The 12612-nt window shown below is 46.5% G+C and carries 11 protein-coding genes; 2 read left to right on the forward strand and 9 right to left on the reverse strand.

What is annotated here, in order from left to right:
- Positions 1-51 precede the first annotated feature (51 nt).
- Together ACZ5B7_RS27830 and ACZ5B7_RS27835 are read right to left on the reverse strand one after the other, a co-directional pair.
- On the reverse strand, positions 52-2103 hold the full coding sequence (locus ACZ5B7_RS27830; protein WP_464491804.1) for a CocE/NonD family hydrolase: 2052 nt from the start codon (positions 2101-2103) through the stop codon (positions 52-54).
- A gap of 110 nt (positions 2104-2213) precedes the next feature.
- Complete coding sequence (locus tag ACZ5B7_RS27835; protein WP_464491805.1) at positions 2214-3752, reverse strand: BCCT family transporter; 1539 nt, start codon at positions 3750-3752, stop codon at positions 2214-2216.
- Between the two features lie 196 nt (positions 3753-3948).
- On the opposite strand from ACZ5B7_RS27835, the gene ACZ5B7_RS27840 reads away from it, so the two are divergent.
- On the forward strand, positions 3949-4611 hold the full coding sequence (locus ACZ5B7_RS27840; protein ID WP_464491806.1) for a TetR/AcrR family transcriptional regulator: 663 nt from the start codon (positions 3949-3951) through the stop codon (positions 4609-4611).
- A 252-nt stretch (positions 4612-4863) separates the two neighbouring features.
- Positions 4864-5436, forward strand: coding sequence for a hypothetical protein (locus ACZ5B7_RS27845; RefSeq protein ID WP_464491807.1), 573 nt, complete (start codon positions 4864-4866; stop codon positions 5434-5436).
- A 121-nt stretch (positions 5437-5557) separates the two neighbouring features.
- Here the strand turns inward: ACZ5B7_RS27845 and ACZ5B7_RS27850 are convergent, their stop codons facing one another.
- The 7 genes from ACZ5B7_RS27850 to ACZ5B7_RS27880 all read right to left on the reverse strand — a co-directional run bounded on the left by ACZ5B7_RS27850 (position 5558) and on the right by ACZ5B7_RS27880 (position 12524).
- Positions 5558-6424 carry an MBL fold metallo-hydrolase gene (locus tag ACZ5B7_RS27850; RefSeq protein WP_464491808.1) on the reverse strand — a complete coding sequence of 289 codons (867 nt, stop codon included), beginning with the start codon at positions 6422-6424 and terminating at the stop codon, positions 5558-5560.
- On the reverse strand, positions 6421-7833 hold the full coding sequence (gene nhaC, locus ACZ5B7_RS27855; RefSeq protein ID WP_464491809.1) for a Na+/H+ antiporter NhaC: 1413 nt from the start codon (positions 7831-7833) through the stop codon (positions 6421-6423). Before nhaC ends, ACZ5B7_RS27850 begins: the two co-directional genes overlap by 4 nt.
- A gap of 410 nt (positions 7834-8243) precedes the next feature.
- The gene (gene pcaD / locus ACZ5B7_RS27860; protein WP_464491810.1) at positions 8244-9029 is read right to left on the reverse strand and encodes a 3-oxoadipate enol-lactonase; all 786 of its coding nucleotides are present in this window, start codon (positions 9027-9029) and stop codon (positions 8244-8246) included.
- A gap of 125 nt (positions 9030-9154) precedes the next feature.
- Complete coding sequence (locus tag ACZ5B7_RS27865) at positions 9155-9895, reverse strand: carboxymuconolactone decarboxylase family protein (RefSeq protein ID WP_464491811.1); 741 nt, start codon at positions 9893-9895, stop codon at positions 9155-9157.
- Positions 9896-9977: 82 nt separating this feature from the next.
- Positions 9978-11174: a thiolase family protein gene (locus ACZ5B7_RS27870; protein WP_464491812.1), complete on the reverse strand. Its 1197-nt coding sequence runs from the start codon at positions 11172-11174 to the stop codon at positions 9978-9980.
- 13 nt (positions 11175-11187) lie between these two features.
- Entirely contained in the window at positions 11188-11844 is a 657-nt protein-coding gene (locus tag ACZ5B7_RS27875; protein WP_464491813.1) for a 3-oxoacid CoA-transferase subunit B, read from the reverse strand.
- The gene (locus tag ACZ5B7_RS27880) at positions 11841-12524 is read right to left on the reverse strand and encodes a CoA transferase subunit A (RefSeq protein WP_464491814.1); all 684 of its coding nucleotides are present in this window, start codon (positions 12522-12524) and stop codon (positions 11841-11843) included. Before ACZ5B7_RS27880 ends, ACZ5B7_RS27875 begins: the two co-directional genes overlap by 4 nt.
- Positions 12525-12612: the final 88 nt, after the last annotated feature.

The following is a 12612-nucleotide window of genomic DNA, read 5'->3' on the forward strand; positions in this document are numbered from 1 at the left end:
AAAAAACCCCCTGGCAGACTAGGTCTTCACCAGGGGATCATTTATATCATTTCACACTAGATCGCGCGGAATTTCCTTATTCCATTTTTTCGAAAAAACTTGCTCTTCACCCTCAAAAGCTGTCAATTCATTGGTGAGATAAAACTTAGAGACATCTGCTTTCATAGTACTCACACTCTCAAGACGTGTCTGCCAGCTTCCGCGGCCCACCGTCAGCGTCCATTCGCAGCTAACCTCGGCCGACAGCGGGTCGCCCTCTTTAATGGTGTAAACATTCCGATTCATACTGCCATATTCGAGACCATTACTAGGCAGGCGGCGGGCTCCTTCGTCTGAAAAGTCATCGAGCACCCATACTCCGTTAATTAAATCATGGTGGACTTTCCGGGTGCGGTTCTCGGCCCTAAGGATTTCCCGTTCGGCGACAGCGGCCGTTTCCGGAGGACCAAATTCAGGCAGTTCCTGATCTAGCGGCTGCGGCGGCCGTACCGGCAAGGTCACACGCGTTTTTTCACCGGTAAAAACTTTCAAGGTCACCGGTTCCGGCGATGGCCAGGCATGCGGCCAATAGGTTGGCGATAACGCGACCGACCAGCGGTGTCCTTCAGGCAGCACATGCCCAATCGCATTGAGCTTGACGGTTACGGTATAACGCTCACCTGGAACAAGCGGAGTTGGGAACTCATGGCTGTCCCGATGAGTTAAATTCAACATGCCCCAGCTGACCAAGGTTGAGGCCCCGTCTGGCGCGATATCGCAAAGCCGGACGGCAAGCAAAGCGTTCGGCCGGTCAGACGACAATTCCACTGTTACCTCCGGAAAACCGAGGATTTCCACCGGTTCCGTCATGGGTTCTGAAGCGAAGCACACCGACAGCCCGTCTTCGAGCCGTTGATCAGATGCAAGGTCGCCCGGCTGGCCAAATGGGCACCAAACACCGGAATAAAGTCCATGCTGCTGGGCACTGGAAACGAGGATTTCCTGTTTTTCACCCGGCACCAATTCTGACATTCTTTTTTCATCCAGCCAAAAATCCACAGGTTCGATCGCCGGCGACGGCCAGGCTGTTTCGGCCACCCACCGGCCAGGACGTTCCTCGTAATCTACTTGCGGCGGTACACTTTCCTGCACCCAAGCCCTCAGCATCGGCTCCTCCATAATGCCGGTGTCGATTCCCTTTAACCAATAATCCCACCAGCGCAAGGCTTCCTGTAAAAAGCCAATCGCCGGACCGGGAACTGCTACCTCCGGATACTCATGCGCCCACGGGCCGATTAATCCTTTCCGTGGTCCCGGCAGTCCCTCCAGCAGCCTCAGGATGGCATTCGTATAACCGTCTGCCCAGCCGCCAACAGCAAAGACCGGAATATCTATATCCGCATAATTTTCACAGACAGAACCATGCTTCCAATAGGCATCACGGCGCTGATGCTTCATCCACTCCTCGACAAATGGCGGCGTTTTTTCAAGGCGCTCCAGCCAGCTCGATCGCCACGTTTCCCCGACCACTTCCGGATCTGCTGGACGGCCATTATAAACAAGCATCGTCGAAGCCCACCAAAGCATATCAGACGCCAGCACGCATCCCCCCATATAATGGACATCATCGGCGTAGCGGTCGTCAGTCGAGCAAAGGGTAATTATCGCTTTTAAAGCAGGGTGACGCCTTGCAGCCACCTGAAGGCCATTAAAGCCACCCCACGACTTGCCAATCATACCGGCCGCTCCGGTACTCCATGGCTGTTCCGCAATCCAGCTTAATACATCAAGGGCATCCTCCTGCTCCTGTGGCAGGTATTCATCATAAAGAATTCCTTCCGAATCTCCAGCCCCCCGCATATCGACGCGAATGCTCGCATAGCCATGCCCCGCAAAATAAGGATGGCGGATCGAATCCCTTAATGCCGTAAAATCATTTTTCCGGTATGGGATATATTCTAAAATTGCCGGCACTGGATGCTGTTCGGCATCCTCCGGGAGCCAGATTTTTGCAGAAAGGCGCGTGCCGTCCGACATCGGAATCCAAACATGCTCGATTACACGGACCTTGCGCGGGAATTCTGTTTTAATAGAAAGATTCGAATCACGTACATTAAAAACCATGAAAAAACCTCCAAAACCGTTTCCAAAAATTTTTGAAAAGACCTCCTGATGAAGATAAGCGCAGCAGCCATGGCGGCACACTGCGCGTTAGCAATTAATTCTTTAAGGACTTAGCCCGCCTTTTCCTCTAAATCAACGTCTTTTGAGGCATGGCTGCCGTAATCTTGCTTTAACCACCGAAGCAAGGACACTGTCAGCAACAGATAAATGATGATAACCGGAACGGACACAATCACGGAGGAGGTTTGAATGACCTTCAGCCCGCCAATCATTAACAAGGCTACCGCCATAATGGCCAGAATGCCTCCCCATAACAGACGGTGCCAGCGCGCCGGCTCCTGCTCACCCACTAGTTCTTTAGTGGCAATAGCAGAAAGAATATAAGTGGCCGAATCCAATGACGTCGCTAGAAAAATAAAGCCGAGAACCACGAAGAAAATCAAGACAATGGTGCTGAGCGGCAGAGATTTTAAGACAGCGACAATCGCGGCAGGGCCTCCTTGTTTGTCGAGAATTTCTGTGATTGGGACAATATCATTCAGCTGAAGGTTCATCGCATAACCGCCAAACACCGCAAAGTACAGCCAGCTTCCTAACGAGCCCCATAACAGTACCGCGCTGATTAATTCCCTAATTGTTCTTCCTTTTGAAATACGTGCAACAAACAGACCCATAAATGGAGCGGTTGCAGCAAACCAGGCCCAGTAAAAGACGGTCCATCCCTGTGGGAAGCCTCCTTTATTAATCGGGTCTGTATAAAAGCTCATGCGTACAATATTTTGCAGCATCAGACCAAAGCTGTTTGTAAAATAGGACAAAATAAACAGCGTAGGTCCTGCTAGCAACACAAATAAGGCGAGCGCCAAGGCCATGTATACGTTAATGTCACTTAATTTACGAATGCCCTTATAGAGTCCAAGATAGGCGCTCGAGCAATATATAACGGTCCAGATAAGAATGATGATGATACTTAAGCCAAGTGATTGTTCCATTCCCAAAAGTTCGCCAATGACGGCAGAAATCATCGGAACACCAAGTCCCAGGGAAGTACCAAGTCCTCCGACCAAGCTCCAAATTACAAGGATATCAATGATTTTCCCAACTAAACCGTCGGCATGTTTGCCGAGAATGCCACGGCAGGCCGTACTGATTTTTAAAGAGGATTGCTTTTTCACAAAAAATGAGTAAGCAATGGTTACGGTCGGAAGCGCATACAATGACCATGCTGAAATCCCCCAATGGAATAAACCGTAGGTGACAGCCCACTCCGCCGCTTCAGGGCTTTTTGCCTTGATGCCGAATGGCGGGCCGGTATAATAATAGATCGGTTCCATGATCGACCAGAACATAATACTCGTACCCATCCCGGCGCAAAACAGCATCGCGCCCCAGCTGAAGTTGGAGAATTCAGGCTTTCCTTCGCCGAGTTTGATTTTTCCATAGCGTCCAAAAATCAGCCAAACTAGCAAGATAAATAATCCTGCGGTCAGAAACTGAAACGCCCAATCCAGCTTAAACGTAATGTCTGTCATCATGTTGTTTAATAACGGCTCCGCCGTTTCACGATTGAAGACCAGTAGTAAGGTTGCAGCAACAATAACAATTAATGAAGACCAAAATACAATCGGATCAATTTTTACCTTCCCCATTCTTCCACTCCTTTGTGAAAATTTCATTTCTAGTAAAATAGTTTCTAAAAGCCCCCAATCGTGGTAAAATTGGTTAAAATATAATCATGATTACTTTATAATTAAGATTATATTATTCTATCTGAAATTTTTCAATGAAAATTCTAAAAATTTGATATACTCAAAAAGATAATGGATGTGAGGAGAAATGGCTGTAATGAAGAAGAAAATCCAAATGAGCCGAATGTGGCAATATTTTGTGGAAGCGACGGCGGAAATTATTGAGGAAGAGGGCATTAATAAGATCACCATTCGGAAGGTGGCCGATAAAGCGGGCTACAATAGTGCCACTATCTATAATTATTTTTCCGAGATCTCACATTTAACTTTTTTCGCGGCGATGAAGTTTCTAAAGCCCTATACAGATGAAGTAGCCACATATATGGATAAAGGGAATAATCCCCTGGAGAAATACCTATTGGCCTGGGAATGCTTCTGCAAGCACTCGTTCCAAAACCCGCAGATCTTTCATGCTGTCTTTATCATGGACCTAGGAGAACAACCGGAAAATCTGCTTGAACGTTATTATCAGATTTATCCGGAGGAACTGATCACCATCCCGGAGGAGCTAAAACCGATTCTGTTCGAACGGAACATGTCCAAACGAGGAAGATCATACTTGGAATTAGCCCTAAAGGAAGGTTATATCAAAGAGGAAAATATCGATGCCATCAACGAAATCACCATCCTCATCTGGCAAGGCATGTTCACCAACATCCTAAACAACCGCAGGCAATACACACCAGAAGAAGCCATGCAAATGACCATGAACTACATCACAGAAATCGTCAGAAACCAAGCTGTTTTTAACTTTGGGTGAGGCACGGGGACGGTTCTTTTGCCTCATTGGCTGTTATATCACCGAAAAAAGCCCAACAAGCGGACGATAGCTAGTTGGGCCTTAGATTGTTATACGACGTTTTAAGCTCTTTTTTTCTATAAAAGTTTAGGCAAGCCCTCCCGGCGCACTTTTTTATTTTGGCTTATTCACGTAGTTATTTAACCAATCATAAAAAGTCAAATTACATAACTTAACCTTAACATTATGTTTTTAAGATGGGGGGTTATGCAGATGTACCATTATAAATATACGAAATTAGGGGAACAAAGGCAGTCATATAATAACCAAACTCAAACTTTGGCACCACCATTACACTTTCAGCAACAAATGCCTAAACCTAACCAACTAAATGGTCTTGGAATTCCAGCAGGCTGGAGTGGTCCAGTTAATCCAGTAGGTTGGTGGGGTCCGGTTAATAATGATCCTGGGCATCCGGTTAATTGGGCGGCGCATGTAAATCAGGCAGGTTTAAGTGCTCATGGACAGCCAGCCAGCTGGGCACCAGTGAATCAAACAGATTTAAGCGCTCATGGACAGCCAGCCACTTGGGCGCCAGTGAATCAAACAGGTTGGAACACTCAAGGGCAAATGATGGGTTGGGGAGGTCCTGGACGTCCGCCAGGCTGGGGAAATTATGGCTATCCAGCAGGCTGGGGTAATCCGAGAGTTCCAATGGGCTGGTGGAATAACGTGGGTCAAGGTCAACCGGGGATGTTCGGAGGTTTACTTAAGGTTGGAAAAGGAGCATTAGGCGGGCTGGGAATTCTCAGCAGTCTAATTAGTATCGGAAGATTTTTATTTTAAAGTGTAAAAAATACGATCTAAATTAAGAGAAACATTGGTATAAAAGGCAAAAATGAAAGCCATTCGCATATGAATTGGCTTTCATTAATATTTATGACCGAACCCAAATTACTTAGCAGGATTATAACCTAAACTCCATTCCCTCTTCTGCAATACGAAATCCATTTGCCACAATTTGGCTCCGAATCTCCTGCTCCGAATCGATTGCCGGATTTGAATGATTTAAATGGGTAAAATAAATCTCAGTCGTTGTTGTTAAATCTTGCAGAAGATTCATTGTTTCTGTCATGAGCGGATGGGGGATTTCGCGATAATCCCGGCCAATACTTTCAAGGTCTTTTTCAGAATGAAAGGTCCCATCGAGTAAACATATGTCTGCTTCCTCGCAAACGGAGTGAATGTCATGGTCCCACTCGTGCCAGCGATCAATATCTGGAACATAAAGGACTTTCTTATTTGGCCCCTTAATCCAAAAAGCAAATGTCTCCGAAAATTCATTTCGATGCGGTACTTCAACAGGTGTTACCGTAACCAGAGGAGAAACCTGAATGTCTTGGCTATCCTGGATTTCTTGGACATTTATATTGCCAAGCTTCGTTAATTGGCTCCATGGAGCCTGTTCTTCTAATAAATACTTCATTTTTGAACCGGCCATTACCGGAATTCCCTTTGCACCAATGGCTTCTCGTCCTAAAAATAATAAACCAGGGTAATGTCCCAAATGGGCATGAGTTAAAAAAATATGATCCATTAGCTTAGTTTGCAGATTGTATTTCATTTGCAGCCTTGCCATTTGCTCTTTAAGATCCGGTGTTGCATCAATCAAATGCCATGTTTGCTCATTGGGTTCGACAATCGCCAACGATGCGGCAAGGCGTCTAAACTGCGGGTTTCTGATTGCCTCTGAACAATTTTTACAAAAACAATTGGGATGGGGCAGCCCAGCATCTTGTGCAGTTCCTAATACACTTAAGATGACCTCACTCATAGTGAAACACTCCTTTTGTGATTTGTTTCGCGTTCATAGTTTTTCTTTGTAATCGTCCAACCGGTAAATCCGAATATAATATTCATGAGTGGGACAAGGAAGGCAAAGAACGCAAATGGAATAAATTCACCTGGACTAACACCGAGTATTCCCGCAGCAAATACAGCGGGTACCCCCCACGGAACTAGGTTGATTCCAACAGTTCCTGCAGCTTCTACACAGCGAGAAAGGTTCTTCGTATCAATCCCCATCTTTTTATAGTTTTTGACAAATGTTCTTGCTGGTAAAATGATGGCTAAAAATTGTGCCCCGCTGGCAAATGCGACTATAAAGGTAGAAAGAATGGTGGTGCTGATTAAGGTGCCAGTAGAATGAACTTTTGACATCAACTTTTTAGTTAATACTTCGAACGAACCCGTCTCTTCTAAAATTCCCCCAAGTGCGGTTGCTAAAATTAACAAGCCGATTGTCCCCAGCATCGACATAAGTCCTCCTCGATTTAACAAGGAATCTAATGCTTTTATTCCAGACTCTACATGGAATCCGCTTGTCATGACTTGAATGACAGTAGTTACCGAAGACCCCTGAACGAAGATGGCGAGCACACCGCCTAAGATACCTACACCCATTAATGCCGGAATAGCAGGTGTTTTTTTAACCATTAAAATAATGGTTAATACAGGCATCAATAATAGTAAGGGATGTATGACAAAAACATCATCCAAACCTGTTTTCATTGCACCAATAACCTTTGTATCTGCCCCGCCATGGATCCCTGCTGACTGGCCCACTACCCAATACAATAGAATGGAAAGTAGAAAAGCTGGAATCGTATCCCAAAGCATGTGCTTGACATGGCTAAACAAGTCGGTTTCAGCCATTGCCGGTGCAATGTTGGTTGTATCAGACAGGGGAGATAATTTATCACCAAAATAGGCACCAGAAATCACGGCTCCTGCTACAAGCCCTGGAGAGAAACCAAGGCCTTCTCCGATCGCCATGAAAGCAAGGCCAATTGTTGCAATAGAAGTAAAAGAGCTTCCTAGTGTGATAGAGATAATTCCGGTAACCAGTGCCACAATCGGTACAAACATGGCAGGTTTAATAATCGACAATCCATAGTAAATCATCGTCGGAATGACGCCGCTCGCAATCCATGTGCCAACAATAATACCGATAATAAGCAAAATAAATACGGCAGGCAATGCCCTTGCGACACCATTTACCATCATCTTTTGGACATCATCCCAGCTCCACCCAGCCATAATGGAAACAATGGCTGCTGCGATTACTCCAATCATTAACGGAATATGCATCCCCGCTTTCCAAATAAAAATAGAAAACGCAGCAGCGCCAATCAAAGCAATAATAGGAATGAGCGACTTCCCTGTAGACAGTTCCTTTTTCATGTACACCTTCTCCTTAGATAATTTAATAAAATAAAAACCCCCTATCCCTAAAAGGGAAGGAAGCTCCACGGTACCACCCTAGTTAACAGATTAACCTTCTGCTCGCATGTTTAGATAACGGCCGAAGCAGGCCCCTAGTTCCCTATCAAGCTCTGATTTAAAAGATGATATCAGTCGCTTTAATAGTTCAACGCTTTTATGCTTTTATGCTTTTACGCAGTTAAGTATATGGATATATTAATAGAATGTATCATCATAGTCAATCTTTTTTAAATTGGGTAAGTGATGCATGGGGACGGTTCTCGTGCATCATTCCGTTTTTTTGCGCAAAAAGGCCCAACCAGCGGACGATTTCTGGTTGGGCTTTAGGCTTTAATACGATTTTAAAGGTCTTTTTTTCCTATAAGGGTTTAAGCAATCCCTCGCAGAAAATCTACCAATGCCTTTGTAAACTCTTTTGAGGTTTCGATATTGGAAAGGTGGGAACCGTCTAGCTCAACATAACGTGCACCTTCAATTTGGCCGGTTAAGTACTTACCGTCACGTGGAGGAGTAGCCAAATCATCTTTACTTGAGATGACCAATGTCGACACGGTAATATTTTTCACCGTATCACGCTCGTCCATGTCACGAACAGCCGCACAGGCCGCAGCATAGCCATCGGCAGACGTGTTTAAAAACACCTTTTTGACCTGATCCACTTCTTTCGGCACTTGCTGCACGTAGGATTCTGTAAACCAACGCGCTATGACACCCTCAGCGATTGGCTCCATCCCGCTGTTTTGCACGGCAGAAATTCTGGTATCCCAAATTTCACGCGGCCCGATTAAGGCAGCCGTATTGCAGAGCGCCAGTTTCCCAAGGCGCTCGGGAGCATTCAGACCTAACCACATGCCGGTCATGCCTCCCATCGAAACGCCGGCAAAGTGGGCGCGTTCAATCCCCAAACCGTCTAACAGCCCCACAACATCCTGACCGAGCTGCTCAATGGAATAGGGACCAGCAGGGACATCGGAAGCCCCGTGACCGCGCGTATCATAGCGAAGCACACGGAAATATTTCGTTAACTCTTCTATTTGGGGATCCCACATGGTGAGATCCGTCCCCAACGAGTTGGATAGGACTACAACCGGAAGCTCCTCCGACCCGTCGAAATGGTAATGCAGACGAACCCCGTTTACCTCGATAAAATTCATGAAAAAACACCCCTGTAACTTATTATTAGCTTATTAAAAAAATGGGATGAGGCATGAGAACCGTCCCTGTGCATCACTTCAAATTGCATGAGGCAGGAGAACCGTCCCTATGCATCACCCACACATCACTCAACTTCTAAAAAATCGCTGCCTTCAAACCAGGCTGGGATGCCTGCAGTCAGTAGGGCAACTAGGGAGACGTCGGCGATTTCGGCGTCGGTTGCTCCGAATTTTTTGGCTCCGTTGATATGGAGCTCGATTCCTTTTGGATACATTTCCGCGACGTTGATTCCTACTAAAACTAGTTCTTTCAGTTTACGAGAGACAACATGGTCTCTTAGGACTGTTTTTCTTAAGTCTGCGTATCCTTCCAGACATGCCGGGTTGTATTGATGTAAAACCTTCACCCAGCCAGGAAGTTCTCCGCCAGCTTCTTTTTCATAATAAGCCAGAGCACTAACTGCTGCCTCGTCCGAAAATGAGGCAGAAGAACCGTCCCCCTGCTTCACTCCGAGTTCAGATACCGCGTATTCGAGGGCTTTTACGCCGGTGAACCAGGCTGGGATGCCTCTGGAGATGATGCAGACGGATAGGATGTCTGCAAGTTCTTCGAGGGTTGCGCCTGAATCAATAGCTCCCTTGGTATGATAAATCATGCTGCGTTCATAGCGGCGGGCCGCATTGATGCCGACTAAGATTAATTCTTTTTCTTTTTTGGAAAGGGCTCCGTCTACTAAAATTTCGCCCCGTAATTTTGTGTAATATTCAAGCGCCTTAGGAGCAAAATGATGCATTTTGGCTACCCATTCTGGAACCTGACCGTATACCTGTTCGAAAAATTCCAACCCATTAAATTCTGTTGACACTGTAACCATCTCCAAACATTTATTTTTCTAAGAGCCGCCCCGTGAACATTGAAAAATGATGCATAAGAACCGTCCCTCTGCCTCAATCTACCGAACGAAAAACTGTGGCGATTCCTTGTCCGCCGGCGATGCAGAGGGTGCCGAGGCCCCATTTGGCTTGTCTTTTTTTCATTGCGTGGATGAGCGATACGCAGATTCTGGCGCCGCTGTTGCCGATTGGGTGGCCAAGGGCGATCGCTCCGCCGTTGACATTTACCTTTTCCATCGGCAGCTTCAATTCTTTCAAGCACGCCAGTGACTGAGCTGCAAACGCTTCATTTAATTCTACCAAATCCAACTCGTCTTTGCTGATTCCAGCCATTTTTAACGCTCTTTCACTTGCTTCCACCGGGCCGATTCCCATCCGGTCGGGCTTTACGCCGGAAAGGCCTAGCGCCGTAATTTCCGCAAGTGGCTTGAGTTGATGTTTTTCGACCATATCCCCAGATACTATCAATAGCATCGAGGCCCCGTCATTTAATCCGGAGGCATTCCCGGCCGTCACCGTTCCGTCCTTTTTAAAGGCAGGCTTCAGTGCAGCCAATTTTTCCAAACTCGTCTTCCGAGGGTGCTCATCTACTGAAAAAACAATTGGCTCGCCCTTTTTTTGAACAATTGTCACAGGAACAATCTCATCCTCAAAAGCGCCGCTTTCGATCGCTTCATGTGCTTTTACCTGGCTTTCATAGGCAAAAACATCCTGCTCCTCGCGGGAAATCGCATAGTCTTCAGCCAGATTTTCAGCCGTCATTCCCATCACCAGCCGGCCATATTTATCCACAGGCTGTGAACCAGGCTGGCTTTCTTTATTCGGGTCCAAAATTTCCGCATTGCCGGACAAGAATCCATAGCGGCCATTGCGGATGTAATAAGGAGCAGCACTCATGCTTTCCACCCCGCCGACAATGTAGGCATGGCCGATGCCGGACCGGATTGCCATAAACGCATTATGGATCGCCTGCATGCCGGAACCGCAGGCGCGATGAACGGTATAGCCAGGCAGCGATTCAGGCAAATCCGCCATCAAAAGCGCCTTTCTCGCGATATTGGATTGGTCTTGGCTTTGCTTCGCCTGGCCAATGATGACTTCATCAATTTCTTCAACCGGGATTAAATTTTTCGCCAGTAAATCTTCAAATAACGGCACTAACAGCTCATCCGGCTGCAGGTCCTTCAATGTTCCTCCGATTTTTCCTACCGCCGTCCGCTGGGCGCTGACCACAAATACTCGATTATCCATTCTTTCCATCTCCCTACTGTAAGACAATAATCTCTTCACTTATTTCAAAAGACGCCTCGGTCTTTTCTCTGACTTCATCCAAGCTCACACCCGGCATTAATTCCTTCAACACGAGCTTTCCGTCTTCCATCTTAAATACCGCTAGTTCGGTAATGATGACATCGATCTTCCGAAGTGATGTAATCGGATATGAACACTTCGCGACGATTTTCGACTCGCCATTTTTTGAAGTATGATTCGTCGTAACAATGACCTTGCCAGCTCCGCTCAACAGATCCATTGCGCCGCCGACGCCCATAATGTTTTTTCCGGGAATCGCCCAGTTGGCAATGTAACCTTCCTGATCAACCTGAAGCGCGCCAAGGATGGCAACATTCACGTGCCCGCCGCGGATCATGGCGAAGGACTCGCCACTATTAAAATAAGAAGCGCCAATACCTTCTGAAATAGGAAGCTTGCCGGCATTGACCAAGCTTGGATCCAAATCCTCCTCGCTCGTCAGCTCCTCCACCCCGAGCATCCCATTTTCAGTGTGGAAAAAGACCGAACCCGGCTCAACATATTTCGCGACAAGCGTAGGGATGCCAATTCCAAGGTTCACAACCGAGTTTGGCTTCAGTTCTGCGGCCGCGCGCTTGGCAATCAACTCTTGAATATCTTTGTTGGTCATTTGGAAACAACTCCTTCTTTACTTAAAATCAATTGGCTTTCGACAATCGCGTCCACGAACAAATGCGGGGTGACGATTTCTTCCGGTGAAAGCTCGCCGGCTTCGACAATCTCATCGACTTCGGCTATCACAAAGTCCGCTGCCGTTGCCATTAACGGATTGAAATTTCGCGCCGTTTTATAAAAAACCAAGTTTCCTAGAGTGTCGGCTTTGGCCGCTTTGACAAGCGCGACATTGGCTTTCAATGGAGACTCAAGCACATAAAGCTCACCGTTGATTTCCCGTGTTTCCTTCCCTTTTGCCAGCTCTGTACCGGCGCTTGTTTTGGTAAAATAACCGCCAATCCCGGCACCGCCTGCACGAATCGATTCGGACATCGTTCCCTGCGGCATCAATTGAATTTCAAGCTTGCCTTGATTATAAAAATCGCCGACCTCACGATTGCTGGTAAAATAAGATCCAATCGCTTTTCTGATTTTTCCTTGGCGCAATAAAATCCCAAGGCCTTTTCCAGCCTCGCCAAGATTATTACTGATCACGGTCAACCCATTGACATCGTAGCGTGTCAGTTCGTCAATCAAAGTTAACGGTGCTCCGACAAGACCGAACCCGCCAACCATCAGGGTGTGTCCTGATTGAATTTTTTGAATTGCCTCTTCTGGCTTCATTTGTTTTTGCATGATTATCACCTCTAAAAATTGATTACATTTTTTCAAACAAAAAGCCCAGCCATCCCAAAAGAGAGCGCAACTCTAGTGCACTTCTTTT

The organism is Neobacillus sp. S1115 (assembly GCF_055385565.1).

What these genes read in the sequence shown, in the direction of transcription:
- nhaC (WP_464491809.1), bottom strand. Translation starts at nt 7,833, where the DNA reads ATGAAAAAGGAACTGTCTACAGGGAAGTCGCTCATTCCTATTATTGCT.
- ACZ5B7_RS27850 (WP_464491808.1), bottom strand. Translation starts at nt 6,424, where the DNA reads ATGAGTGAGGTCATCTTAAGTGTATTAGGAACTGCACAAGATGCTGGG.
- ACZ5B7_RS27835 (WP_464491805.1), bottom strand. Translation starts at nt 3,752, where the DNA reads ATGGGGAAGGTAAAAATTGATCCGATTGTATTTTGGTCTTCATTAATT.
- ACZ5B7_RS27880 (WP_464491814.1), bottom strand. Translation starts at nt 12,524, where the DNA reads ATGCAAAAACAAATGAAGCCAGAAGAGGCAATTCAAAAAATTCAATCA.
- ACZ5B7_RS27845 (WP_464491807.1), top strand. Translation starts at nt 4,864, where the DNA reads ATGTACCATTATAAATATACGAAATTAGGGGAACAAAGGCAGTCATAT.
- pcaD (WP_464491810.1), bottom strand. Translation starts at nt 9,029, where the DNA reads ATGAATTTTATCGAGGTAAACGGGGTTCGTCTGCATTACCATTTCGAC.
- ACZ5B7_RS27840 (WP_464491806.1), top strand. Translation starts at nt 3,949, where the DNA reads ATGAAGAAGAAAATCCAAATGAGCCGAATGTGGCAATATTTTGTGGAA.
- ACZ5B7_RS27875 (WP_464491813.1), bottom strand. Translation starts at nt 11,844, where the DNA reads ATGACCAACAAAGATATTCAAGAGTTGATTGCCAAGCGCGCGGCCGCA.
- ACZ5B7_RS27830 (WP_464491804.1), bottom strand. Translation starts at nt 2,103, where the DNA reads ATGGTTTTTAATGTACGTGATTCGAATCTTTCTATTAAAACAGAATTC.
- ACZ5B7_RS27870 (WP_464491812.1), bottom strand. Translation starts at nt 11,174, where the DNA reads ATGGATAATCGAGTATTTGTGGTCAGCGCCCAGCGGACGGCGGTAGGA.